Annotated in this window: 17 protein-coding genes; 11 read left to right on the top strand and 6 right to left on the bottom strand. The window is 45.2% G+C overall.

Annotated features, from left to right (window positions below; translation table 11 throughout):
- The 5 genes from NIAKO_RS31615 to NIAKO_RS31635 all read left to right on the top strand — a co-directional run bounded on the left by NIAKO_RS31615 (window position 1) and on the right by NIAKO_RS31635 (window position 5,722).
- The gene (locus tag NIAKO_RS31615) at window positions 1–408 is read left to right on the top strand and encodes a PadR family transcriptional regulator (protein ID WP_014222560.1); all 408 of its coding nucleotides are present in this window, start codon (window positions 1–3) and stop codon (window positions 406–408) included.
- Between the two features lie 27 nt (window positions 409–435).
- Window positions 436–2,739: a PspC domain-containing protein gene (locus NIAKO_RS31620; protein WP_014222561.1), complete on the top strand. Its 2,304-nt coding sequence runs from the start codon at window positions 436–438 to the stop codon at window positions 2,737–2,739.
- A 352-nt stretch (window positions 2,740–3,091) separates the two neighbouring features.
- Entirely contained in the window at window positions 3,092–4,177 is a 1,086-nt protein-coding gene (gene gcvT, locus NIAKO_RS31625) for a glycine cleavage system aminomethyltransferase GcvT (RefSeq protein ID WP_014222562.1), read from the top strand.
- A gap of 179 nt (window positions 4,178–4,356) precedes the next feature.
- Complete coding sequence (locus NIAKO_RS31630; protein WP_014222563.1) at window positions 4,357–4,839, top strand: SRPBCC family protein; 483 nt, start codon at window positions 4,357–4,359, stop codon at window positions 4,837–4,839.
- A 130-nt stretch (window positions 4,840–4,969) separates the two neighbouring features.
- Complete coding sequence (locus tag NIAKO_RS31635) at window positions 4,970–5,722, top strand: 2-phosphosulfolactate phosphatase (protein ID WP_014222564.1); 753 nt, start codon at window positions 4,970–4,972, stop codon at window positions 5,720–5,722.
- 122 nt (window positions 5,723–5,844) lie between these two features.
- On the opposite strand, the gene NIAKO_RS31640 is transcribed toward NIAKO_RS31635, so the two are convergent.
- Window positions 5,845–5,982: a hypothetical protein gene (locus NIAKO_RS31640; RefSeq protein ID WP_155966946.1), complete on the bottom strand. Its 138-nt coding sequence runs from the start codon at window positions 5,980–5,982 to the stop codon at window positions 5,845–5,847.
- A 623-nt stretch (window positions 5,983–6,605) separates the two neighbouring features.
- Between NIAKO_RS31640 and rho the strand changes: the two genes are divergently transcribed.
- Window positions 6,606–8,348: a transcription termination factor Rho gene (gene rho / locus NIAKO_RS31645; RefSeq protein ID WP_014222565.1), complete on the top strand. Its 1,743-nt coding sequence runs from the start codon at window positions 6,606–6,608 to the stop codon at window positions 8,346–8,348.
- 128 nt (window positions 8,349–8,476) lie between these two features.
- On the opposite strand, the gene NIAKO_RS31650 is transcribed toward rho, so the two are convergent.
- From NIAKO_RS31650 to NIAKO_RS37380, 3 genes are all read right to left on the bottom strand, one after another.
- Entirely contained in the window at window positions 8,477–8,710 is a 234-nt protein-coding gene (locus NIAKO_RS31650) for a 4a-hydroxytetrahydrobiopterin dehydratase (protein WP_014222566.1), read from the bottom strand.
- A 283-nt stretch (window positions 8,711–8,993) separates the two neighbouring features.
- Window positions 8,994–9,428: an IPExxxVDY family protein gene (locus NIAKO_RS31655; RefSeq protein WP_014222567.1), complete on the bottom strand. Its 435-nt coding sequence runs from the start codon at window positions 9,426–9,428 to the stop codon at window positions 8,994–8,996.
- 29 nt (window positions 9,429–9,457) lie between these two features.
- Window positions 9,458–11,107: a M20/M25/M40 family metallo-hydrolase gene (locus NIAKO_RS37380; RefSeq protein ID WP_014222568.1), complete on the bottom strand. Its 1,650-nt coding sequence runs from the start codon at window positions 11,105–11,107 to the stop codon at window positions 9,458–9,460.
- Between the two features lie 408 nt (window positions 11,108–11,515).
- Here NIAKO_RS37380 and NIAKO_RS31665 point away from each other — a divergent pair, with 408 nt between their 5' ends.
- Together NIAKO_RS31665 and NIAKO_RS31670 are read left to right on the top strand one after the other, a co-directional pair.
- Complete coding sequence (locus tag NIAKO_RS31665) at window positions 11,516–15,289, top strand: DEAD/DEAH box helicase (RefSeq protein WP_014222569.1); 3,774 nt, start codon at window positions 11,516–11,518, stop codon at window positions 15,287–15,289.
- Between the two features lie 222 nt (window positions 15,290–15,511).
- Window positions 15,512–18,529: an outer membrane beta-barrel protein gene (locus NIAKO_RS31670; RefSeq protein ID WP_014222570.1), complete on the top strand. Its 3,018-nt coding sequence runs from the start codon at window positions 15,512–15,514 to the stop codon at window positions 18,527–18,529.
- A 177-nt stretch (window positions 18,530–18,706) separates the two neighbouring features.
- Here the strand turns inward: NIAKO_RS31670 and NIAKO_RS38840 are convergent, their stop codons facing one another.
- Complete coding sequence (locus NIAKO_RS38840; RefSeq protein WP_155966948.1) at window positions 18,707–18,877, bottom strand: hypothetical protein; 171 nt, start codon at window positions 18,875–18,877, stop codon at window positions 18,707–18,709.
- Window positions 18,878–19,024: 147 nt separating this feature from the next.
- On the opposite strand from NIAKO_RS38840, the gene NIAKO_RS31675 reads away from it, so the two are divergent.
- The 3 genes from NIAKO_RS31675 (at window position 19,025) to NIAKO_RS31685 (ending at window position 24,385) form a co-directional block, all read left to right on the top strand.
- On the top strand, window positions 19,025–19,585 hold the full coding sequence (locus tag NIAKO_RS31675; protein ID WP_014222572.1) for a hypothetical protein: 561 nt from the start codon (window positions 19,025–19,027) through the stop codon (window positions 19,583–19,585).
- A 104-nt stretch (window positions 19,586–19,689) separates the two neighbouring features.
- Window positions 19,690–22,500, top strand: coding sequence for an outer membrane beta-barrel protein (locus NIAKO_RS31680; protein WP_014222573.1), 2,811 nt, complete (start codon window positions 19,690–19,692; stop codon window positions 22,498–22,500).
- Between the two features lie 46 nt (window positions 22,501–22,546).
- Complete coding sequence (locus tag NIAKO_RS31685) at window positions 22,547–24,385, top strand: alpha-amylase family glycosyl hydrolase (RefSeq protein ID WP_081195796.1); 1,839 nt, start codon at window positions 22,547–22,549, stop codon at window positions 24,383–24,385.
- 367 nt (window positions 24,386–24,752) lie between these two features.
- Here NIAKO_RS31685 and NIAKO_RS31695 read toward each other — a convergent pair whose 3' ends face one another.
- Window positions 24,753–25,547 (bottom strand): GLPGLI family protein, encoded by a 795-nt coding sequence (locus NIAKO_RS31695; RefSeq protein ID WP_014222576.1) that lies wholly within the window; start codon window positions 25,545–25,547, stop codon window positions 24,753–24,755.
- Window positions 25,548–25,615: the final 68 nt, after the last annotated feature.

The raw sequence follows: 25,615 nt of genomic DNA on the forward strand, positions 1-25,615 counted from the left end.
ATGAATATCGAGAACACCCAAAGTCAAATGCGGAAAGGGATCCTGGAGTTTTGCATTCTTTCAATCATCCGCCGCGGGGAAGCTTACCCGAGTGATATTGTGGATGAAATGAGGGGGGCGAATCTCCAGATCCTGGAGGGAACTCTTTACCCCTTGTTAACCCGGTTGAAGAATGCCGAAATGCTAACCTATAGATGGGTTGAGAGTAACTCGGGCCCTCCCCGCAAATACTTTTCGCTTACACCCAAAGGCGAGGAGTTTTTTAAAGAGCTGGAAACTACGTGGAATGAGCTGGCCAATGCGGTGAATACACTGGCCAGCAAGCGGGAGTCGCTGGTTTCATCAGTCAATAATAGTCCGTCGGATAACACAACATACCCAACAGAAACAAACCAACCCAACAACTAACACTTCAACCAACAAACATTATTCACCATGAAAAAGGTAATCAACATAAATTTCCAGGGCAGGGTGATTCCTATTGAGGAGACTGCTTTTGAAATACTAAAGCAATACATAGAAAGTTTGCGAAGGTATTTTGCAAACGAAGAGGGGCGCGATGAAATTGTAAACGACATTGAAAGCCGTATTGCCGAACTGTTTTCCGAAACATTAAAGAAAGGCGCTACCTGCATCACCGACGCAGACGTACAGGCGGTAATGGCCAGCATGGGCCGCCCTGAAGATTTTGAAGCGGAGGCAGGCCTCAATGAAAATGGCGGCACGCACGCATCAGGTTCAGGTACCGGTGCAGGAGCAGGAGCCGGTCAGCAACAACCAGGCAGCTCTTCGCAACAGTCGCAGTCAACAGGCAGCGCAGGTTCCTATAGCAGTCCCGGTGCAGGCCGCGGCCGGTTGTACCGCAATGCCGATGATAAAATTATTGCCGGTGTATGTAGCGGCCTGGCCAACTACTTCCACATAGACCCCGTGATCATGCGGATCATATTTGCCGTGTTGTTGTTCACCGGTGGTTCAGGATTTTTGGTATACATCATCCTGTGGGTAGCCGTTCCGTCACAATCTGTTGCCTCCAACATCACCAAAAGGTTATACCGCAGTTCAGACGACAGGGTAGTAGCAGGTGTTTGCGGTGGTTTGGCTGCTTATTTCAACATCAATACCTGGGTTCCCCGGCTCATCTTTGCCTTACCATTGATCATCGGGTTATTCTCAGGCGTGTTTAACTGGTGGTGGGGTCATGATTCGGATTTATGGTTCGGCCCACGAGTGGTGACCGGTTCTTTAACCAGCACCTTGTTTGTAACCTATATTGTTTTGTGGATAGCGGTACCCATTGCCGTTACTGCAGCCGAAAAATTGGAAATGCGGGGGGAGCGCGTTGATCTGAACTCAATACGTGATACAGTTAAGGAAGACCTGGAGAGTTTCAGATCTAAGGCACAGAACTGGGGAAATGAAGTAAAACAATCGGCCCAGCAATTTGGCGACCGCGCCAAAGAATTCAGCCAGAGCGAACGCGTAAAAACCTTCACGCACGAAGCATCGTCAACTGCCCGCAATGCCGGCAGCGGCATCGCCCACATCATAGGGGTGTTATTCAAAGCCTTCTTTTTGTTTATTGTTGGGGTAATAGCGCTGGCCCTGTTTGGTGTATTGATGGGGTTGCTTTTTGGCGGTGCGCCGTTTATGTCGCTGAAAGGATTTTTGCTGGAAGGTTTCTGGCAGAACTTCTTTGCCTGGGCAACATTGTTCCTGTTCCTCGGCGTACCGGTGATTGCCCTTATTACCTGGTTGATCCGCCGCATCATGGGCGTACGTTCTAAAAACCATTATCTCGGTTATGTATTTGGCACTTTGTGGTTTGTTGGTATCGTATGTGCCGCCTTACTTACAGGCTCTATCTTCCGCAGTTTTAAATCGCGCGGCTTTGTAGAGGAGAAATTATCAATAACGCAGCCAGCCAAAGGAAAGTTATACCTGGAAGCAACAGCCAGTAACATTAACTATAGTTATTACAGCAACGACTGGTTCGATTGGGATGAAGACTGGCCTTTGTTTGGCGCCAACCTCGATTCGTTTATGTTGAACACCGTTCGCGTAGATGTGGTTAAAAGTACCGACAGCGCTTTTCATGCAACCAAAGTGAAATTCAGCCGCGGCAGCGATCCGGTAAACGCCCGCGACCTGGCCGAAAAGATCAATTTTCAAACCTACCAGACCGACAGTGTATTATACCTGCCCAAAGGATTTTCGATCAGTAAAAAAGAACGGTTCAGAAATCAGCAGGTATTGATTGTTTTACAGGTGCCCGTTGGTAAAAGGTTCTTTTTCGACCGGTCTATTTCAAAATACAACTGGTTCGATGTGCGGTATAACCGTCATGGTGGTTTTCAGATAGATGATACCTGGGAACGTACCTACGGGGTTGAAACAGATAAAGAATATATCATGAGCCCTGATGGTCCTAAAAAAATACTGGACCTGGACCCCGAAGCCTTGCGTAAGGGGGAATATAAGGACCGGGAAAAAGAGGAGGATAAAGAAGAAAATAAGGAAGAAAACGACGAACATAAAAAGAAGCACGATCGTAAAAACAACGAGTCTGCACAAAAAGATACAACCAGTGGCTATCGTTACCACAAGCAAACCCCGGTAAAGAAAACTGATTCCACGCAGGCAAAGGTGAACACTTCATCTGCCAGTGTAGAAACTATCAATGAAGAGCATTCGGGATTATTGTTTTCACCCTGGGTTGTGAACAACGCTATTAGTTAACAGCCGCATGAAAAAAATTTGATTAACCCTCCCCGCCGCTTTGCTTAACCGTTAGTCGGAAGCAGGCGGGGTTGAAGTTGGAACAAAGGGCCTTGTTGAGGGCCCTTTTTTGGGCCTCCCCCCCGACCCCCTCCGGTGGAGAGGGAGTTTGGCAGCCTCGCGATAAAACTTAGCCTGTTAATTTTCATACTTCCAACCTCTTACTTCGGATTTCCTTTATCAACTCTGTCATCCCTATCAACTACCCCACTTAGTACTGCATAGCTTCACATTAACGTGTTAACTTGTCAACATGTTAACTTATCAACTAATCAACTAAATTTGCGCCTCAAACAAAAACTACACATACTGTATGAAGAACACGCCTTTCACGCAAAAGCATATTGCCCTGGGGGCTAAAATGGCGGAATTTGCCGGGTATAATATGCCCATTTCCTATAGCGGTATCAACGACGAACATGCCGCTGTGAGAACCAATGCCGGGGTATTTGACGTAAGCCATATGGGCGAGTTTATTCTGAAAGGCGAGCACGCGCTTGACCTTATTCAACGGGTTACATCCAACGACGCTTCCAAATTAACGGCAGGTAAGGCCCAATACAGCTGTTTACCCAACCAGGAAGGCGGTATCGTAGACGACCTGCTGGTTTACTGCATCGAGGAAAACAAAGTGTATATGCTGGTAGTGAACGCTTCCAACATCGAAAAAGACTGGAACTGGATCTCGCAATTCAATACCAACAAGGTGGAAATGCACAACATTTCCGACAAAACCTGTTTGCTGGCCATTCAGGGACCCAACGCCACCAAAATGTTGCAACCCCTCACAGATATCGATATTCTTAATTTAAAATATTACACGTTCGCCAAGGGCACATTTGCCGGGGTTGATAATGTGGTGATCAGCGCCACCGGTTATACCGGCGCAGGCGGCATTGAAATTTATTTTGAAGACAGGGACGGCTGCGCCGAAAAAATATGGGACGCCATTTTTAACATCGGTACTCCCCAGGGGCTGAAACCAATTGGCCTGGGCGCCCGTGATACCCTGCGCCTTGAAATGGGTTTCTGCCTGTACGGAAACGACATTGACGACACTACATCACCGCTGGAAGCGGGTTTGGGGTGGATCACCAAATTCACCAAAGACTTTACCGCCCGCCCCATTATTGAAAAGCAAAAGGCTGCCGGTGTTACCCGTAAACTGGTTGGGTTTGAGATGATTGACAAAGGCATTCCCCGCTACCATTACGATATTAAGGATGCCGCAGGCAATAAGATCGGGTTTGTTACTTCGGGCACCCAGGCGCCCAGCCTGCAAAAAGCCATTGGTATGGGCTATGTGAACCTGGAGCATGCCGCACTGGACACTGAAATATATATCGGGGTGCGCGACAAGCTGTTGAAAGCGAAAGTGGTAAAGTTTCCGTTTGTTTAGGCTCAAAATTTAAGGCACAAGAAAAACCAAGATACAAGGCACAAGACCTGAATTCCGGGATGGCTGAAATTTGTCGGGCACTCCGAATTTCGGAACTTGTGCCTTGCCTCTTGTACCTTGTGCCTTTGGCTTAAATATTGCTGCAAAGGGCTACGTTTTCCTAAATACGAGATCCCTGTATGCCTACAATCCATTTAACAACCTTTATTGCCGCACCTATTGAAAGGGTTTTTGATCTGAGCCGTAGCATTGACCTGCACAAAAAATCAATGACCGATTACCGCGAAGAAGCTGTTGCCGGAACCATCACAGGTTTGATAAACCTGGATGAAACGGTAACCTGGAAGGCCAAACACCTGATGAAAACACGGGTGTTGCAAGTGAAGGTCACATCCATGCAAAGACCACTCTCTTTTACCGATGAAATGAAAAAAGGCGATTTCAGAAGCATGAAACATGAGCACCACTTCAAAGAAATTGAAAATGGCACGCTGATGATCGATGTTTTCAGGTTTGAAGCGCCCTTTGGCGGACTGGGAAGATTTTTCAGTAGCGTTTACCTTTCGGGCTACCTGGAAAAACTGCTGGAACAGCGTAACGAACTGATAAAAGAATATGCGGAAAGCAGTAAGTGGAAACACGTTTTAGACAATAAGCAATAGACAATAGACAAGGTCTCGCGAATTGTGGAGTGATCGACTGCAGGCAGGCTAATGTAAAGCAGGGAATTTTTGCCAATTGCTAATTGCCCATTGCCGATTGAATTAATTACTTTTGCGGTTTATTAGAATTATGTCAAACAACAAACCGACTCTATACACATCTCTGTCTCCTGCCTTACTTGATTTGTACGATATTAATAATACAATTGTTGTGATCATCGATGTGTTTCGCGCCACATCAACCATTGCTACCGCATTGTATAATGGCGCTAAATGCATTATCCCGGTTGACAGTGTAGCCAAGTGCATTGAGCTGGGTAAAAAAATTGAAGCCATCACTGCCGGTGAACGCGACGGTAAAATAGCAGAGGGGCTGGAGTATGGCAATTCACCCTTTGAATACTCAAAGGAATTTATCGCTGGTAAAACACTGGTGCTTACTACCACCAATGGCACTAAACTGTTGCATATGGCATTGGAGCGGGGTGCAGGCCACATAATAACCGGATCGTTCCCTAACCTGTCGGCCATTTGCGATTATCTTATTCAACAAAAACAGCCGGTACTGCTGGGTTGTGCTGCGTGGAAAGACCGCGTGAATATGGAAGATATGTTATTTGCCGGTGCAGTAATTCACCAGGTTAAAGAGCATTTCAACATTAACTGCGACAGCTCGGGCATAGCAGAAACCATGTATCTGAACGCCAAAAGCGACATGTATGGTTTCATCAAAGACAAACAGGCCACCCACTTTCAGCGACTTACCAATTTTGGGCTGGAAAAGGATATCCGCTATTGTCTTACGCCCGATATTGCCAATGTGCTGCCGTTTTATGAAGATGGTAAACTGGTAGTACACAATACAATAGACAATTGGCAATAGACAATAGGCAAAGCTTTCCTGTTTTACACCAGTTTGCCTATGGTCGCACACCCCGCAATTCGCGAACCCTTGTCAATTGCTATTGACTATTGCCAATTGAACTTTAGCTTTCCTTTAATAAACTATTTCAGATCCCTGTGCGTTATTTGCACAGGGATCTTTCTTTTCAGCACTCCCGCCCAGATTTGTTCTTTCCCGGTAAAATAGTGCGTTTGTATATACCTGTTGGTGGTTAAAGTGAGGTTTTGAATAACCATCATGGTTAAGTGTTTAGCATACAATAGCTGGCTTCCGGTAAGGGTTTTATAAAAACAGGCCATTTTGAACTGGCCCGAGTACAATTTTGGTCCGGCAGGTGTAAGTGACTTAGTCCAACCAGGCTACTTGCCTGTTCCAGGTCAATAAGTTATACACATAATGCCAGTTTTGGTAAAAAAAAGCAGTTAAAAGCAGCCGGTTAAGCATTATGTAAGTTATTTTTTATAATATTTGTGCTGCAAATCAAAATGGGGGTGGAATTGGATTTGCATTATCCTCATTAAGCCTGGTTGTAGATCATTTCATTATTAGGTGCCGCAGCGATAGAAAATGTGAAAAACAGCAGAACCCGGAGCCGTAAGAAGGTAGCCCAATTGCCCTGAATGTACGCTATAGGGGCTAAAAAAGTGACAGAAAAGCGGGATCGGACCCAAAAATTTTTGCTTTTTGTAAATTTGGCGTATTATTGTGTTTGGAATAGGGCTGATAAGTCATACCCGATACTCACAAAGCTCATCAGTTATTTCATTCCACGCATATAAAACTCATTTCAATTTTTTTTCATCAGAATTTTCAACGAACAAAGTTTGCTCGTCTGATTAGGTGTTAACTCACAAGTTATTTTATGTATGACATTTTGCAATTGAACGACATGCTCGTTCCAGAACTGTTAGATATTGCCGAACAGTTAAAAATACCCAACGCAAAAAAATTAGACAAACAGGAGCTAGTATATAAAATCCTAGATAAGCAGGCTGTGATGGCAAGTGCAGTAAAGAGTAGTGCAGCCGATGATAAAGGTAAACGTAAAAGAGTAGTAAAGACCACTACTGCAAATGCAACGGAAGAAGCAGATGTAGTAAGTGGTGATGATAAACCAGTGCGCAAGGAACTGAAGAAGGAAGCGCCCAAAAAGAAAGTAATAGAAAAGCCCGCTCCGGCGCCAATTCCAGTGAAAAAGGGTCGCAAGAAACCAGAGCCGGAAGAAGAAGAGGAAGAAGCAACCCCGATTTTACCAGTGCTGATGGATGACGATCATGATGAACATAATCATCATGAAGACCAGGAGGATGACGAAATGCCTCCGCATGATGATGAAGAGGAAGGCGATGATGAGGAAGAAGGTGGCACCATAGTTTCTCACCAACACCAGCATCACGGACACCACGAACGAATGTCAGAGCCGCAACCTTCGGCAGATCAGCAACAAAAATCATATCCCCACCGCCGTGAAAGTGCCTTTAACATTGAATTTGACGGCGTTATTATGGCAGAGGGTGTTTTGGAAATGATGCCCGACGGATATGGTTTCTTACGCTCTTCAGACTACAACTACCTTTCTTCTCCAGACGATATCTATGTTTCTCCTTCCCAGATAAAATTATTCGGCTTAAAAACAGGTGACACCATCTTCGGTGCTGTTCGTCCGCCCAAAGAAGGAGAGAAATACTTCGCGTTGCTGAAAGTGGAAACCATCAATGGTAAACAACCGGAAGATGTGCGTGACCGCGTACCTTTCGATTACCTGACCCCACTGTTCCCATTCGAGAAGCTGAACCTGTTCACTGTTCCCAATCAATACAGCACCCGCATCATGGATCTGTTTACGCCCATTGGTAAGGGTCAGCGTGGATTGATTGTGGCGCAGCCAAAAACCGGTAAAACCGTATTGCTGAAAGAAGTGGCCAACGCCATTGCAGCCAATCACCCCGAATGTTATCTGATGGTGGTACTGGTTGATGAGCGTCCTGAGGAAGTTACCGATATGGAGCGCAGCGTACGTGCTGAAGTAATTGCTTCTACTTTCGACGAACCAGCTGAAAAGCACGTGAAAGTATCTACCATTGCCCTGCAAAAAGCAAAACGCCTGGTAGAGTGCGGTCATGATGTAGTTATCCTGTTAGACTCTATCACCCGTTTGGCCCGCGCCCATAACACCGTAGCGCCTGCATCAGGTAAAGTATTATCCGGTGGTGTGGAAGCGAACGCCATGCAAAAGCCTAAACAATTCTTTGGCGCCGCCCGTAAAATTGAGAACGGCGGTTCATTAACCATACTGGCCACCGCATTGATAGATACCGGTTCTAAAATGGATGAGGTGATCTTTGAAGAGTTCAAGGGTACCGGTAACATGGAATTGCAGCTGGACCGCCGCCTGGCCAACAGACGCGTGTTCCCGGCCATTGACCTGGTAGCCTCTTCTACCCGTCGCGATGACCTGTTGCTGGAACGCGATGTGCTGCAACGCATGAACCTGTTACGTGTGTATCTTACAGATATGAATACGGAAGAAGCAATGAGTGAATTGCTGAAACGTATGCGTGGTACAAAAGACAACCAAGAGTTCTTAGCAAGCATGAACGGCTGAAGTCCATCGGCCACCCATCATACTAAAAAGCCACACCGGTAATGGTGTGGCTTTTTTTATATATGTGCCTGTAACCTTCTTTTTTGGCCTCCCCCCCGACCCCCTCCAATGGAGGGGAGATTGTACATCTATTTTACAATAGCGTCTATCTTCTTCGCCAGCTTATGGTCTTTATCGGTAACCACATCGCCGGCATCGTGGGTGCTTAACCATACCTCTACTGTGTTCCAAACGTTGGTCCACATAGGATGATGATCCATCTTTTCAGCCTCCAGCGCCACGCGTGTCATGAATGCAAATGCTTCGGAGAAGTTCTTGAATGTAAACTTCTGGTAGAGCTTGTTGTTTTGTTCTTGCCACATATTGTTAGTTTTTAAAGGCAGTGGGCTCCCGATAGTGATCGGGATTCAGTAGGCAGTGGTGAAAGGGCAAAAGGCAAAGGGCAAAGGCCGCAACGCGGATGAAATCCGAAAGTAAAGCGAGCCCTCAACTTCGCTCGGTCTCTTCGCTGACCCTTCGACTTCGCTCTGGGTATTCGTCCTTTATCAACGCTATCAACTCCGTCAACTCTATCAACCTGCCACTGTATACCAAAAACGCTTCACTTTAAACCCTTGTCAACACGTTAACCTGTTAACCCGTCAACTAGAAAATCAAGTGCCCTTTATTCTTAATCTTCTCATTCGTTAACTCCATCACCAACTGTACTCCCGTAATCGTCTTCACCGAGCCAATGATCTGCTGAAAGAATGAATCCGCCACCGTATCGCCTTTCATCAGCCACAGAAAATCCAGGTGTCTGAATTCGGGTAACAGGTACTCTCCATCGTACTGATTATTGTATAAATAGTGTACCAGGCTGCCGGTGGGTTCCCGGTATTCAAAAACTGAAAAATAATAGTTGCGGTTTTTTTTCGCCAGCTGGATCTCGATGTCGTTGTTTATCCGGAAGTCAAAATGTAATAAATGATTCAGGTGCCAGCAGAACTGGTAACTTTTCAGGGGTGCTACAATACCGGCCAACCGGGTATCCTCAAAAAAATCATTGGCCAAATCATCCAGGTCGAGCTTAAGTTTCATGCCATAATATTGGCATAAAGGTATAAAACTTAAAATTCAACGGGACCTTCTTTCATTTCCTGTCCTCTTTTATACTTTACCGTGGTTTTATCGCCTTTATTGAACTTTGATAACGCCTGCATATAGGTTTCGAGCGAGCTGGTATCAAAGCTGCCCAATTGTACAATTATGTCCCCGGTTTGAATACCTGCTTTTTGTGCCGGCCGTCCATCCGTAACGCCATCCACGCGCACCCCGCCGCCCGAAAAAGTATAATCGGGCATAATGCCCAGCGTAACATTAAACCGGGCAGTGGTTGACATAGCGGGCTCGCGCGTTTTCTGAAACGCCAGCCTGCCTTTAGTATTTGTAACATCAACCAGGCTTTCAATGTATTTTACAACAAAGGCCTCACCGGTGAAATTGATCTTGTTGTAATCATCGGTAGGCTTGTGGTAATCGCTGTGTAAACCGGTGAAAAAGAACAGCACGGGAATGTTCTTTAAATAAAACGAAGTATGATCGCTGGGGCCCATGCCGCTGCTGTCGTATTTAATAGTAAAATACTTTTGTTTGCTTAGAGTGGTGAATACCGGCCCCCAGGTGGGAGAAGTGCCATAACCGCCAACCGTAATGGCTTTGGTGCTGTCATTTAACCGGCCAACCATATCCATATTCACCATAAAGTTTACCGATTGCAGGTCGATGGTAGGGTGTTCGGTGAAATACTTTGAACCAAACAGCCCCAGTTCTTCGCCCGAAAAAGCGATGAACACGTAGTTATTGTTCTTGTCTTTCGATGCCTTCAGCAAGCGGGCCAGTTCAATCAACGCAGCTGTTCCGCTGGCATTGTCATCGGCTCCATTATGGATCTGCCGTTCACCGGAGCGCAGCATGGAGTTGCCATCTTCGCCATAACCCAGGTGATCGTAATGCGCCCCAAAAACAATCGTATTGGGGGCGCCGTTATTAATAAATCCGATCACGTTGTGACCGGTCCTTTTTTTATCGCCAATCACTGTTTTAAGGCGAATGTCCAATGTGGCGTTATCATCGGCCAGGAATTGTTTGCAGGCTTTTGCGGTTAAATACACAACCGGGATGGTCACCGGGCTGCTATTGTCTTTGCTATCGAATTTGAGGTTGTCGGCTATGCCGGATGTGTTATATACAAACAATGCAGTAGCGCCCTTTTCGGCAGCTTTACCGGCAATGGTTTTTATTGCAGCCGTAAGATCGAAATGCGGGTTCTCCTTATTGTCTTCAATAATGTCTTTCAGGTCATCGAACCAGGGAACGCCTTTTTCCTTCACTGCAGGCGATACAGCGGCTTCTATGCTGGATGTGGGGCAAAATACAAACGGGAAGTATTCGTCGTTTAATTTAAGCTCATGGTCATTTACAAACAATAATGTAGCCGCATTGATCTGTTTACCGTCATAGATTTCAAAAGGTTGTAACCAGCCCTGTTCTCCCTTGGGTTCAAGACCGGCTTTTTGAAATTGATCGCTTATGTATTCATGCGCCAGTTTTTCGCCGTTAGTACCGGCCCTTCTGCCTTCGAGTTTGTCATCCGCCAGGTACATAACATGTGCCTGCAGGTTGGTAATCATAACTTTATCGGCTTTTTTCAACTTCTGGCCAACTGAAGAAAACGAGGCGAGCAATAAAATGATCAATAAGCGCATGTACAGGTTCATTGTACTAATTTTTCAGGCTTGGGTGCAAACAAAGGTATCATTAGACAAAGCCTGTACCAATAATTGTTTGTCATAAAATCCTCAATTTGTAAAACGCCCTGGCGAAGAAAAACCTCAAGCCGGGTGATGGAAATAATACTATTTTAACAGATTTCGAGGGGAGGGATCGACCGGCGGCAAAATAATGTGCCAACAAATTACTTTATAATCTGTTTATAAATGACTGTTAACCGGATATTTCTGAAATAAACGACTTTCAAACGGCTATATTAATTTTGTTTAACATCGTTTTTTTCTTTATAACCTCACCTTTTTTCCTTTACTTTTGCAGATTGCCCTTTTTTGATTTTGCACCCCTAAAACGGGGAAATTGATTTGTACAGCGGCAACGGAAATTTAAAATTTAGCATGGCACTACCTCATCTTATTAAGTATGTGTATACCAATGGAACTGACGAAGTGATCCGGAGGGGAAAGAAAATACACGCCATTGGATATGTTGAACTGGTGGACTATGATGAACTACTTGATTCTGTAACCTTCAGGGTGAAAGACGACAGTTACACCACCTACTATAAAGTAAACATACAGAAGTTTAAGGATGCGCGTACCCTTTCGGTACGTTGTGCATGTCCCTATAATTTAGGCGATATCTGCCGGCACGAAGCAGCAGCGCTTATTCAGCTTCAGGAGATGCTGGATAAAAATATGCTGAAGACGGAAAAAGTTGATTACGATCAGAAGCATACTGTTGTGAAGATGAAATTCATCGACCTCAAAACATTACGTTTGCTCTGCTCGCCTGAAGCTTATACCGAAGCAGAAAAATATTTACGCACCCAGAAGGCAAATATTGAAAATGCCCAGGACGAAGTGGTGAAAGCCACCGTAACCATCGACGGCACTCCCTGGAAAGTGGTAATACGCAAGAACGAAGAAAGAAACTTTGATACCAGTTGTAATTATGAAGATGCCCTGCATCCGCTTTGTTTGCCCAAGGTGATCGTTTTTCTGCAACTGTTGAATGCGTATGGCCCTTATTACTTCGATACCATTCGCAACTGGGATAAAGAAAAAAATAAATTGCTGGAAGCCTATGGCTATCAGTTAAGCGATAACCTCGAGGGCAAGTTTGAATTCACCTATAAAGATGGTAAGCCGTTTTTAAGGGTACTGGATGCTTCCATCAAACGCATTTCCCCGCAGGATGCAGCACGCTCCAAACCAAAGCCGGTTGAAGTTGTAGTGCCTGTTGCTGATGAAACAGAGGCCGTGGACGTACAGGATAACACCCCCAAATACACGCAACGTATAGGCGTGGTGTTTAATTTCAACCACGACAGTTATCCCGGTTTTGAAGTGGACGCCATCAGTGGCGAAATGAATGAAGAAGCCACACAGTTTACCGGTAAAATAGAAAAGCTGGACCTGACCAAGTTTGTGAACCTGGAAGCATACAGCGAGAGCGACCGGCAAATGATACCCCAGCTGCGTAAAATGCAGGAAGCGGAGGTAACCAAGTACCTTAACCGCAATTCGCCTTTCAGCGGCATTTGGGAAAACATCGTACACAACGAAGAAGACGACCTGCCGGAAGAAACCAAGGCATTAATGGTAGAATACCTGCATCCCAAACTGAAAAAACTGATTGCAGAAGTAGCGGCCAACCCGTTTGTATTTTACCTTAATGGCAAAAAGCCTTTCAAAACCGAGAACCTGCATACCGCTGGTATTGTAACCGATTATATCACCCCGTTCTTTAAAGTAATTGCCGGCAAAAACAATTATGAAATTGAATGTTGGGTGAAGTTGAACGGCCAACAGGTGAACATCAGCGAGAATGGCATAGACAGCAGTTTGCTTTTCTTTTATAACGACAATTTGTTTTTGTGGGATAAACCGGAAGACGTAAGCCTGGTAACCCAGTTTCATGGTAAAGGAAAACTGGTGTATTCAAAAGCCGACTGGCCCGAACAATTGCGTAAAATGGTGCTGCCGCTTACAAAAGATTACCATGTTGACTTTGATGGCACCCTGGTAAGTGAAGTTAAAGACGGCGATCCTGAAAAAAGAGTGGTATTGCAGGAAAAAGGCGATTACCTCGTATTTCAGCCATTGTTCTCTTACAAAGGGTTTGAAACAAAACCGGGCGGTAAAGATGAACTGGTGATACCCGATACAGAAAAAGTGGTGATCGTTCACCGGAATAAAGAAAAAGAATTACAGTTTATAAAAAAGCTGGAAGCTCTGCACTCAGGATTTATTCGCCCTGAAGGCGGTCAGCAACTGGCGTTGAAAGGCAGTGATGTATTGAAGAACAACTGGTTCTTCCTGTTTGTAGACGCCATGAAGGAATTGAAGATCCCGGTATTTGGTTTTGATGCGTTGAAGAACTTCCGCTTTAATACCGCACGCCCGCAAACGAAGATCCACATCAGCAGCAATACCGATTGGTTCGATGCGCGGGTTGATATTGTATTCGGCGATCAGAAAGTAACCATTGCCGATGTAAAGAAGGCATTGGCCAACCGCCAGCAGTTCGTACAACTGAACGATGGTACGCTGGGTATTTTGCCGGAAGAGTGGATCAAAAAGTATTCGCTCCTGTTCCGCGTGGGGGAAGGCAAACAAAACCAGTTGCGCCTGTCGAAATACCACATGAGCGTGATTGACGAATTGTACGACAATCGCAGCGAAGAAGAACTGGTATTGAAACTGGAAGAGAAATACGAACAACTGAAGAGCTTCAACAAAATAAAAGAAATCCCGCTTCCTGAGCATTTGAAAAGCATTCTGCGTCCTTACCAGGAACACGGGTATCACTGGTTGCACTATCTCAGTGAAATTGGCTGGGGTGGTATTCTGGCCGATGATATGGGTCTTGGTAAAACCGTACAGGCATTATCGTACCTGAACTATTATCGCACCAGCCATGGTAAATTACGGGCATTGGTAGTTTGCCCTACCACACTGATGTTTAACTGGGAGAATGAGATCAAGAAATTTACGCCCAGCCTCACTTACTATATTCACCATGGAGGTGAAAGAACAAGGGGGAAGGAGCAGTTCATGAATGCCGAGATCATCATCACCACGTATGGTACATTGCGCAGCGATATAAAACTGCTGGTTGAAGTACCATTCGATTATGTGGTGCTGGATGAATCGCAGGCGATCAAGAACCCCACCAGTAAGGTTACCAAAGCAGCCTGTTTGCTGCAATCGAAAAACAGGATCTGTTTAAGTGGTACGCCTTTACAGAATAATACATTCGATATTTTTGCCCAAATGAACTTCCTGAACCCGGGCATGCTGGGCAGTGTGGAATTCTTCAGGCAGGAATTTGCTATACCTATTGATAAATTCGGCGAGGCCGATCGCAAAGATCACCTGCGCAAATTGTTATATCCTTTCATCCTGCGCCGTACCAAAGAGCAGGTGGCGAAAGACCTGCCCGATAAAATTGAGACCATCCTGTTCTGCGAAATGGAAAGCGAACAAATGGCTATTTATGATGCTTACCGCAACGATTTCCGCGATAAGATTATGGGTACCATCGAGCAGAACGGTATTCAACGGTCACAATTAACCATCTTGCAGGGTTTAATGAAACTGCGCCAGATCTGTGATTCACCAGCCATCCTGAACGAAGCGGAGAAATTCCCCAATCATTCAATAAAACTCGAAGAGTTGGGCCGTGAGATCACGGAAGGTGTCAGTAACCACAAAGCGCTGGTGTTCTCCCAGTTCCTGGGAATGCTGGCGTTGATCAAAGAAAAGCTGAAAGAGCTGGAGGTTGATTTCGAATACTTCGATGGCAGCACATCGGCTATTGACCGGGAACGGGCCATTCAGCGTTTCCAGAACGATGAGAACTGCCGGGTGTTCCTGATCTCGCTGAAAGCGGGTGGGGTGGGTTTGAACCTTACAGCCGCCGACTATGTGTACATAGTTGATCCCTGGTGGAACCCCGCGGTTGAACAACAGGCCATTGACCGTACGCATCGTATTGGACAAACGAAGAATATCTTCGCTTACCGCATGATCTGTAAAGACACCATTGAGGACAAGATATTGCAGCTGCAGGATAAAAAACGCATGTTAGCCAAAGACCTTATCACCGATGATGAAGGCTTTGTTAAGTCGCTTACCCGCGAAGATGTGGAATACCTGTTCAGCTAATAAACAACTGGTTTTCACAGTGTAACTCAAACGATTTCTTTCGGGACAAGATAAAATGCCACGATAATGCACGTACCGTGTATAATCGTGGCATATTTTTTAACGTTTATGCGCCGGTAAGTTATCCTGACGCCAAAACTTTTTGACACCTATTTTGTTCACACAAGTTTTTGGGCAGGCTGTCGTCAAAACCTTTATCTGTAAGTAATAGTAAACCCATACATGAAAAAGCTTTTTACTCTGTTCCTATTTGTTATCGGATTTGCAATGGCTGGTTTTACCCAATCGGGCACCATTCAGGGCAAGTTATACGATAGCTCGTTTGTTGATAACCTGGCAGATGCTACTGTTACCGTGCTGCATGCAACGGATACATCGGTTGTAATGTATACCCTGGCGGATACCAAGGGTGAATTCAAACTTAAAAACATCCCTGTAGGCAGTTATCGTTTAATGATCAGCTACCAGGGTTATACCCCGAAGTATATTAAATTCAGTATAAAGGCCGATTCTGCCAACGTACAGCTTGGTACTGTTTACATGACCAGGAAGGATGCTATGTTACAGGAAGTGATTGTGGAAGCGCCGCCCATTGTTGTAAAAAAAGATACGGTTGAATTCAGGGCCGATGCCTTTAAAACAAAACCCAACTCTACCGCTGAAGACCTGTTGAAGAAGTTGCCCGGTGTGCAGGTAGATAAAGACGGGAACGTAAAAGCACAGGGTGAAGATATCCAGAAAGTATATGTAGATGGCAAGGAGTTCTTTGGCACCGATCCAAAAATGGCTACCAAGAACATCACGGCAGATATGATTGAATCGGTACAGGTGTATGATGATATGAGCGACCAGGCCAAGTTCACTCGTATTGATGATGGAAGCCGGTCAAAAACAATTAATATCAAACTGAAAAAAGATAAACGCAAAGGCTATTTTGGCCGTTTTGCTGCAGGGATCGGCGATAAAGACCGCTATACTGTAAGCGGCATGTTCAACCGTTTTGATAATGACCGCCGTATTTCGGTTCTGGGCGGATCAAACAACCTGAACAAATCGAGTTTCTCCTTTAACGACATCGTTAGCACGATGGGTGGCTATGGATCATCACGCGGTGGTAGTGGCGGCGGTGGCGGCGGAGGTGGATTTAGCGGCGGCGGTGGAGGAGGTAACCGCGGCGGCGGTAATAATGGTGGTGGTAATCGCCCGAGTGTAGGCTTCAGCAATTTTGGAAGCAACAATACCGGTATTACAAAAGCAACCAACGTAGGTATAAACTATACCGATAAATGGGGCGGCAAGGTTGATGTGACCGGCAGTTATTTCTTTTCAAACAGCAATACGCTTAAGGAACAGGAAAGCCTTACACAACGCACTATAGCTGACTCTGTTTCGCACCAGACCGAGAATATGAATTCAAACAACAAGAACCAGAACCACCGGTTCAACCTGCGGTTTGAATATTACATCGACTCTATGAACTCCCTGTTGTATACTCCCAGCCTGGTAGTACAACATTCTGAAACAAGCTCATACGATACCTTGTTTACCCGGGCATTTTCCTTAAAGCATCCGGAGTTTTTAGCCAACCAGGGTAGAAATAACAACACTAATATCCGCGACGGGGTAAACCTGAACAATAACCTATTGTATCGCCGCAGGTTTCATAAAACAGGCCGTACATTAACTATTGGCATAAACAACAGCATCAACAACAGTAATGGGAATGGTACTACCTTCTCCCCATTGCGGACGTATGATTTTAATGAAAACCTCACCGGGGTAATTAACCAGGATTTCAGATCGACACAAAAAACCAAGTCGATGAACAATGTGCTCAGCGCTTCATATACCGAGCCCATTGGCCTTAACAAGATCCTGGAATTTAACTATGCGTATACCAACCGGCATTCAACCAGCGACCGGGATGCCTTTTCATACGATTCGGTTTCGTTGAAATATGACTCGGTATACAAGAGCCAGACCAACTACCTGGAAAATGATTTCATCGCTCACCGGGCCGGGGCCAACTTCCGCGTGCAAAATAAAATGTACAGCTGGCAAATTGGCGCAGCGGTTGAACGTTCTGAATTGAATAATTTCAACTCCCGCGCATTGTATGGCGATACCACTATAAAACAAACGTACACCAACCTGTTCCCTACGGCGAACTTTCAATACCAGTTCAGCCGGTCGAAAACCCTGCGGTTCTTTTACCGGGGAAGAACCAACCAGCCACAGGTTAACCAGTTACAGGAGGTGCCCGATGTATCGAATGTACTGGCGGTATCGAACGGTAACCCTTCTTTGCGGCAGGAGTTTGCGCACAACGTGAATATCAACTATAATACATTCAATGCGCAGACCTTCAAATTCCTTTCTGTTAATATAAACCTGAGCAATACCCACAACAAGATCGTAAACAGCATAGATACGCTGCCAACAGCGGTTAGAGAAAGATATCACCTGAGTGATTCTACCATCCCGCATGGAGCTACTTATACTATTCCCATAAACATGAATGGATCGTACAGCGCTTCTTCGTTTGTAACATTTGGCATTCCTTTAAAGGGAAAGATGAAAGGAAGCAGTCTGAATTTCAACAACTCGATTACATATAACCGCGACCTGAACGTGCTGTATCAAAAGCAAAACGTAACCAACACTTTTGTAGTTACTCAAACGGCAGGTATTAACCTGAATCTTAAAGACGCGTTTATTGTTGGGTTGAACGCCAGCGTGGCTTATAATAAAGCGTCCTATTCACAACAAAAGATCCTGAACAACGAATATTATACCCAAACCTATTCAGCTGATATGAGCTATCAGTTCCTGAAAAGTTTTGTGCTGGCCTCCGACTTTGATTATTATGTAAACACCGGCCGCGCCAGTGGTTTCAACCAGTCGATACCATTATGGAATGCCAGCCTGGCCTATGAGATGTTTAAAAAGAAAAACGGAGAACTGAAATTTTCGGTGAATGACATCATGAACCAGAACCAAAGCATCACCCGTACAATAGGCGCCGATGGTTCTATTGTGGATTCGCGGGCAAACGTATTACGCCGGTACTTTATGCTCACCTTTACTTATAACCTCAACCGGGCAGGTGGTCCGCAAAAACGTGGTGTACCAGGCATGCCCCGTGGCATGGAGCGCCAAATGGAACGCCAGCAGTACGGCGGTGGGGGAGTACCCGGTATGCCAATGCCTGCACAGCAGGGCGGAGGACGCAATCAATAAAGTTTAATTGGTAATAAACAGGAAACCCTCCCGATGCATCGGGAGGGTTTTTCTTTTCAGGAACCTATATAAAATAAAAATCCTCCCGACGGAGCCGGGAGGTTAGCACATACTATTGTGGTTTCAGAGGTAAGTGCTATTCGTTATAATTGATCAGTTTCTATTAATGGGTAACTACTAGTGGTGGAATTTTCTTCTGCCAATAGAATGCGAGCTGATGGGAGAATCGCCTAACATAACTACCGCTAACAAAGTTTTAACAAATCGAATGATGTTTGAAGAAGGGCGATAAATGGTTTTATGAATTTTCGCCGTTTGTACATCGTAATACATTAGATTACTTTTCATTGGTATTGAATTGACTATAAATAAATAGAATAAGCCGTCTAAAGTAACGAACAAAGCAACTTTTTTATTGCGTTTGGATGAATTTAGTATAAACCCGCAAAAAAGCAGATTGGTTTTCATTACTTTTCCATTCCAAACCCTGTAATCATGTGCAAAGTAACACCCATGCTACTGGCTTTATTATTAAGCCTTAGCGCTGGCGCACAGGGCGTTTTTGTTAACCAGACAAACACCGCCCTTAAAATGGTGATCGAAGACTATCCCAATCACTTCAGCAATATAAAAGGGGAAACCATCGACACCCCTGAACCAGCTGTAAATTATAAATCAAAAGTCATTATCCCCGGGTCAGTAAACTGTATGCTGACCGAATCAAAAACAACCGCGGCTTACAGCTGGAAGTGTGAGCTGTTTTCCTCTTCCGATTTTCAAAACGCTAAAGACCGTTTTAATAGTCTGTATAAAGAAATACATAACACTATCATAAAACCGGCCGGTGAAAAGCCATCCATCCTAAATGGCCAGTATGAGGAACCGGATAAGAACAGAAGGCAGAATGTTATTCATTTTCACTTTTTGCCCAATACAGGTTTAATTCAAAAACTGCACGTAGAGCTGCAATTGCAATCGGAAGGCAACGAATGGAAAATTATGCTGCAGGTTTATGAAGTAGCGGCAGAAAGCGGCAATATGCAAACGATGGCCTGATAAACATTAACCTTCATTAACATTAAACCAACCCTGCTTAACCTTCATTGCCGGGGGCTGGGAATATTTTCGTAATCGCTTACAAACACGAAAATATTTCCGGTATGAAGAAGCTCTACCTGCTGATCGTTTGTTGTATCCTTTCTTCCATTACATGGGCGCAAAAGAATGGTTTGGTAAAAGGCAATGCTGTGGACACCCTGCTAAAACAGCCAGTGGTATCAGCCACCGTTACCCTGTTACTGAAAAAAGACAGCTCACTGGTTGCCTTTACCATGACTGATAGCAAAGGCCAGTTTGAAATGACCGGTTTGCCCAATGGCGACTACCGCCTGTTGATCACTCATGTGAATTACCACAATACCAGCCAACCCTTTACACTTGACGACACCCATAAACAGGTTAACCTGGGAAACCTTATTATGAACGATGTTACCCGGGTATTAAGTGAAGTGGTGGTTACTGCCGAAGCCCCGCCGGTAACTTTACTGGATGATACGGTACAATATAACGCCGGTTCTTTTAAAACCATCCCCAATGCTACCGTTGAACAGTTGTTAAAGAAGATGCCGGGCCTTAAAGTGGAAAAGGACGGTACCGTGAAGGCCCAGGGCCAGGAAGTAAAGAAAGTACTGGTTGATGGCAAGGAGTTTTTTGGCAAGGATCCCAAGATTGCCACGCGCAACCTGCCCGCGGATGCGGTTGATAAAGTACAGGTGTTTGATAAAATGAGCGACCAGGCGCAGCTGACCGGTTTTGATGATGGCAACAGTGAAAAGACCATCAACCTGAAACTAAAGAAAGACAAAAAGAAAGGCATGTTCGGGAAAGTGACGGCAGGCGGCGGTACCAACGATCGCTATGAAGGTAAGTTTAATGTAAACTCCTTTCAAGGCGCCCGCCAGTTTTCGATAATAGGCATGGGCAACAACACCAATGCTGAAGGTTTTTCCTTTATGGATATGCTGAGCTTTAACGGCGGCATGAACAGCTCACCGGGCGGCGGTATGGGCGGTATTCAAATAGATATCAAAGACGCTGGCCCCACCAACTCCACCGATAACGGCAACGGAATAAGAAACATTTGGGGTGGTGGCTTTAATTACAACAACCTCATCGGCAATAAAACCCAATTTACCAGCAATTACTTTTACAACCACTATAACCCCAATACGGAAAGTCATATTCAACGGAAATACTTTCTGCCCGATTCCTCCTATTTCTATAACCAGAACTCCTTTGTAAAGAATGTGAATAACAGCCATCAGTTAAACCTGAGCGCCGATATTCAACTCGACTCTTTTACTTCCATAAAAATATCACCCTCACTGGGCTATCAGCAAACAGGCACAGTAACCCGGAGCGATTATAACCTGTTGTCATTAGACCAAACACCGGGCACCAGTGGCAGCAGTTACAATGTCACTAATAACCATGGGTATAATTTCCGTAATGACCTGCTGGTTCGCCGGAAGTTTCGCCGGGCCGGCCGCACCCTGTCGTTAAGTTTGCAGAACAATGCCAATGCCAGTGATGGTGATGGCAGCCTTATCTCCAACAATACCTATCGCAACACCCTGGGGGTGGTTACCAGAACAGATTCCATCCAGCAGCAGAATGTCAACAGCAGTGATTTGAACAGTTATACCGCGCGGCTGGTTTATACCGAACCCATTTTTAAAAGATCGTTGCTGGAATTTAGTGTGGCCAAAAGCAATAGTAAGAGCACCGCACAGAAAACAACCTATGACTATAATGCCTATAGTGGCAAATATGACAGGTTGAACGATCGCTACAGCAATGATTATGAAAACAGCTATGGCTATAACTCGGCCGGTATTCGCTGGCGGGTGCAATTAAGAAAATTCAATGCTTCGGCCGGGGTGAACTGGCAACAGGCCGAACTGGAAGGAAAGACCCTGGTATTGGGTAAAGACTCCACGTTGAATAAAACCTTTTATAATTTGCTGCCTAATGCCCGGTTGCAATATAACTTCACCAAATTCCGCAGCCTGATGCTGAATTACAACACCAGCACCAATCAGCCAACGGTATCACAATTACAACCGGTGCCAGATAACAGCGACCCGCTGAATATAAAAGCAGGTAATGCCGATTTAAAACAGGAACTAACCCATGCCATTCAACTCCACTACTTTTCGGTAAACCCATTTAAGAACCGGAACCTGTTTGCATTCTTTAATGTACGCCGCACCGATAACAAGATCGTTAATTCCGATTTCATTGATTCGGTAGGTGTAAAAACAACCCGGCCGGTAAACGTGAATGGCGCGTATGATATTTCGGGCGATGTAAATGTTGGCTTGCCTGTTCGTTTATGGAAAGGCACCATCAACTTCAGCACCAATGGCGGCTATACAAAAAATAAAACGTTTATAAATGGTGCGCAGAATTTGATCAGTTCCTGGAATATTGGTCCGGATGTAAGGCTTGGAATAAATGCAACGGAGAAACTGGAACTGGCGCTAACAGCAGGCATTAATTACTATAAAACGCAATACAGTTTACAGGGATCGTTAAACACAGAATACCTGAACCAGGTATACAGCACAGAAGTAAACTGGCAGCTGCCCCACAACTTTTACTTTAATACCGAGTTTACCTACACCATCAACAGTCAGCGCGCCAGCGGGTTCAATACCAGGGTGCCGTTATGGAATGCGTTTATCAGCGAACAGTTCTTACGCTTTAATCGTGGCGAACTCAGGCTTTCGGCTTTTGACCTGCTGAAACAAAACATTGGCGTAAGCCGCAGTACCAGTCAGAATTATATCGAAGACAAGCGGGTGAGAAACCTGCAACGCTTTTTCCTGTTGAGCTTTACCTATAACCTTACTAAAAACAGGTTGAGCCCCTCAGGCGGCTTCCGCAGCATACATATGATTGGCGGATAGTATATAAGATGGATTTTGGCATGGTAGCAAAATTGCAGTGTATGGAATGAAATCCACAAACACTATTACCATGTCAAAAAGTACTACAGCCGCAGCACCGGAAATCCATATAGAAGGAATGGGTTCCATCCCTCACGAGAATGGCGTATTCTTCAGAGTTTGGGCGCCACATGCAAAAAAGGTATTTGTTACCGGCGAGTTTAATAACTGGTCAAAGAATAAACACCCTATGACGCATGAAGGCAATGGGTATTGGGGCCTGAATATTCCTGACGCCAAAGCAGGGAATCAATATAAATACATTCTGCAAACAGATATGGGTTTGCTGCACCGCAACGACCCGTATGCAAGGGAATTAACCAACTCCGCGGGTAACTCCATTATCACCGATCCGCACTTTGAATGGACGGACCATGACTTTAAAATGCCATCCTGGAATGAGTTGGTGATCTATGAAATGCACATTGGCACATTCAATGTAAAGGAAGACGGGAAGCCCGGTACTTTTGAAACCGCCCGGCAACGGCTGGGGTATTTAAAAGCGCTGGGTGTGAACGCCCTTGAAATCATGCCTGCCACCGAATTTCCGGGTGGTATTTCCTGGGGGTATAATTTGTCTCACCCGTATGCTATTGAATCAGATTATGGCGGTGTAAAGGGTTTTAAAGAACTCATCAATGCTGCCCATGAATTGGGGATTGCCATTATTCTGGATGTGGTGTATAACCATTTTGGGCCTTCAGACCTTGACCTGTGGCAATTTGATGGCTGGAGCGAGAATGGAGCAGGTGGGATCTACTTCTACCAGGACTGGCGGGCTGAAACGCCCTGGGGCCATACCCGGCCCGATTATGGGCGCCCCGAAGTCAGGCAGTACCTGCGCGACAATGCCCTGATGTGGCTGGAAGATTATCATATAGACGGCCTGCGTACCGATGCGCTGCTTTTTGTGCGGAATGCCCAGGGTAAAAATTTACCTGAAGCCGATCTTCCCGAAGGATGGACGTTAATGAAATGGATAAATGAAGAAGTGAAAAAACGTTTTCCCTGGAAGATCACCATTGCCGAAGACCTGCAGGACAATGAATGGATCACTAAAGGAACGGAAGATAACGGGGAAGGGTTCAATACCCAATGGGACCCTGCTTTTACCTTCAGCGTGCGGGATGTTTTGAAGGTACCTGAAGATGAGCACCGCGACCTGGACAAGATACAATTTGCCATTAACCATAATTTTAATGGCGATGCCTTTCAACGGGTGATCTATACAGAATCGCACGATGATGTGGCCAATGGTAAAACGCGGGTACCGGAAGAAATAACACCGGGCGATGCGCAGAGCTGGTTTGCCAAAAAGCGATCGGTGCTGGGGGCTGTGCTGGTTTTTACGGCGGCCGGCATACCCATGATTTTCCAGGGTCAGGAATTTGTGGAAGGCGGCTGGTTTGATGACACCAGGCCTCTTGACTGGTCGAAGTTCAGCGACTTTAAAGGTATTGCCCGCCTGTACCGCGATTGTATAAGTTTACGGCGCAATATGGAAGGGCTCACCAAAGGACTATCGGGCCAGCATACACGCATCATACATGTAAACAATGAAGATAAAGTAATAGCCTTTCACCGCTGGTACGAGGGCGGACCAAAAGACAGTACCATTGTTGTTTTGAACTTTATGAATAAGGAGCATAAGGACTATGTGATTGGCGTACCGGAAGAAGGGGTATGGAAAGTACGGTTCAACAGTGACTGGAAAGGGTATGATGAATCGTTTACTGATGCGGCTGTGTTTGATGTGGAAACGTTTACAAGCAGCAAAGATGAACAGGAGTTCAGTATATCCTTAAACATGGGACCTTATAATGCATTGATCCTTTCAAGGGATTAAATAAAAGAGGGCCGGATAGACATCCAGCCCCGTATTAATCCAATATCCTATGAAAAACCAATTGAATTTAATATCAAAATTTCATATAACCTATGACCATCATCATCGAAAACAGAAGTTTATCTATTTATTGATTAACGCTAAGTTTTTTGAAGTAATGCAGCGAATGAAATACTACGTAATAAGTTTAGAGAAAGATAAAGGCCCCGAAGAATCGGGGCCTCGTGTTAATCCAATATCCTATGAAAAACCTTAATGAAAATAGAATGAATTGTACAGCTTTTTGATGACGGCCATCATTATGTTTTTATGATTGTGGCAATGCTTTTTAAAAGCAATACTATATGCGAAAACAGGAATACCGGTATTAGTTCATATGTATGGTGTTTCTTCCGCCACTACGTTGCATTTCCTGCATTGTTTTATCCCGTTCTTTAGAAAATTCCTCAGCCGTTACCTTTTTACCTTTTTTAGGCTCTTTAATGGCAGCCATATCAACTTTGGGCGATACTTCCACCGCTTTATAGGTGGTGTTACCGTTAACATCGATCTGTAAAATTAATCCCGGTAGCTGGCCTTCAAAGTCGGGGCCGGCCGAAACGGGAATAGCCGGCGTAAACCAGGCAACTATGTTGCTGGTATCCGGTACCTCTTTCCGGTTCATAACACCGTTTTCCATGGAGATCATGTTGCGTTTGCCTGACCGCATGGTAGTTGCCTGCTGGCATGCATACCCCAGGATGTTTTTAGTTTCACCGGTAAGCTTCCAGTTCAATTTGCGAACACTATCGGAAACCAGGTATTGTTTGGCGGCAAACTCCTTTTGTTCAACCTTACGGCTTTCGGTAAAATTGAGCCAGGTGATGTCATCGTCACCCATCCCAACGTGAAACCGGATGCCGTTATCGTTGCCGAATTCGGGTGGTGTATTATCTTCCAGGGACCGGCGCAGCATCTGGTTGTTACCGAACAGTACCTCCAGCTTTATTACATGTGTACGCTCCTGCGGGGGTGGGGCCATTTCCATCCCGGGCCCGCCGCCAGCTACATCGGTGCGGAGCATCATTTTGCGGGTAAAGTCATACACTACCCGGCCGCTTTGCTGCTGTGCCCATGCGTGCCCGCAGATCAATAAACCTGTTATCAAGTATATCGCTTTCATATTCATTATTATTTGTTTCAAAACTATTGCAGGGGCCAACGGTAACAGGTTAATGCACCTTTGATTAA

It is taken from the genome of Niastella koreensis GR20-10 (assembly GCF_000246855.1).
GTDB classification, from domain to species: Bacteria; Bacteroidota; Bacteroidia; order Chitinophagales; family Chitinophagaceae; genus Niastella; species Niastella koreensis.

Excerpts from the sequence above, each read along its gene's own strand:
- NIAKO_RS38840 (WP_155966948.1), bottom strand. The coding sequence starts at position 18,877 with ATGAAAAGTAATCTAATGTATTACGATGTACAAACGGCGAAAATTCAT.
- NIAKO_RS31640 (WP_155966946.1), bottom strand. The coding sequence starts at position 5,982 with ATGATGGTTATTCAAAACCTCACTTTAACCACCAACAGGTATATACAA.
- gcvT (WP_014222562.1), top strand. The coding sequence starts at position 3,092 with ATGAAGAACACGCCTTTCACGCAAAAGCATATTGCCCTGGGGGCTAAA.
- rho (WP_014222565.1), top strand. The coding sequence starts at position 6,606 with ATGTATGACATTTTGCAATTGAACGACATGCTCGTTCCAGAACTGTTA.
- NIAKO_RS31615 (WP_014222560.1), top strand. The coding sequence starts at position 1 with ATGAATATCGAGAACACCCAAAGTCAAATGCGGAAAGGGATCCTGGAG.
- NIAKO_RS31620 (WP_014222561.1), top strand. The coding sequence starts at position 436 with ATGAAAAAGGTAATCAACATAAATTTCCAGGGCAGGGTGATTCCTATT.
- NIAKO_RS31685 (WP_081195796.1), top strand. The coding sequence starts at position 22,547 with ATGAAATCCACAAACACTATTACCATGTCAAAAAGTACTACAGCCGCA.
- NIAKO_RS31635 (WP_014222564.1), top strand. The coding sequence starts at position 4,970 with ATGTCAAACAACAAACCGACTCTATACACATCTCTGTCTCCTGCCTTA.
- NIAKO_RS31655 (WP_014222567.1), bottom strand. The coding sequence starts at position 9,428 with ATGAAACTTAAGCTCGACCTGGATGATTTGGCCAATGATTTTTTTGAG.
- NIAKO_RS31665 (WP_014222569.1), top strand. The coding sequence starts at position 11,516 with ATGGCACTACCTCATCTTATTAAGTATGTGTATACCAATGGAACTGAC.
- NIAKO_RS31695 (WP_014222576.1), bottom strand. The coding sequence starts at position 25,547 with ATGAAAGCGATATACTTGATAACAGGTTTATTGATCTGCGGGCACGCA.
- NIAKO_RS31670 (WP_014222570.1), top strand. The coding sequence starts at position 15,512 with ATGAAAAAGCTTTTTACTCTGTTCCTATTTGTTATCGGATTTGCAATG.
- NIAKO_RS37380 (WP_014222568.1), bottom strand. The coding sequence starts at position 11,107 with ATGAACCTGTACATGCGCTTATTGATCATTTTATTGCTCGCCTCGTTT.
- NIAKO_RS31680 (WP_014222573.1), top strand. The coding sequence starts at position 19,690 with ATGAAGAAGCTCTACCTGCTGATCGTTTGTTGTATCCTTTCTTCCATT.
- NIAKO_RS31630 (WP_014222563.1), top strand. The coding sequence starts at position 4,357 with ATGCCTACAATCCATTTAACAACCTTTATTGCCGCACCTATTGAAAGG.
- NIAKO_RS31650 (WP_014222566.1), bottom strand. The coding sequence starts at position 8,710 with ATGTGGCAAGAACAAAACAACAAGCTCTACCAGAAGTTTACATTCAAG.
- NIAKO_RS31675 (WP_014222572.1), top strand. The coding sequence starts at position 19,025 with ATGTGCAAAGTAACACCCATGCTACTGGCTTTATTATTAAGCCTTAGC.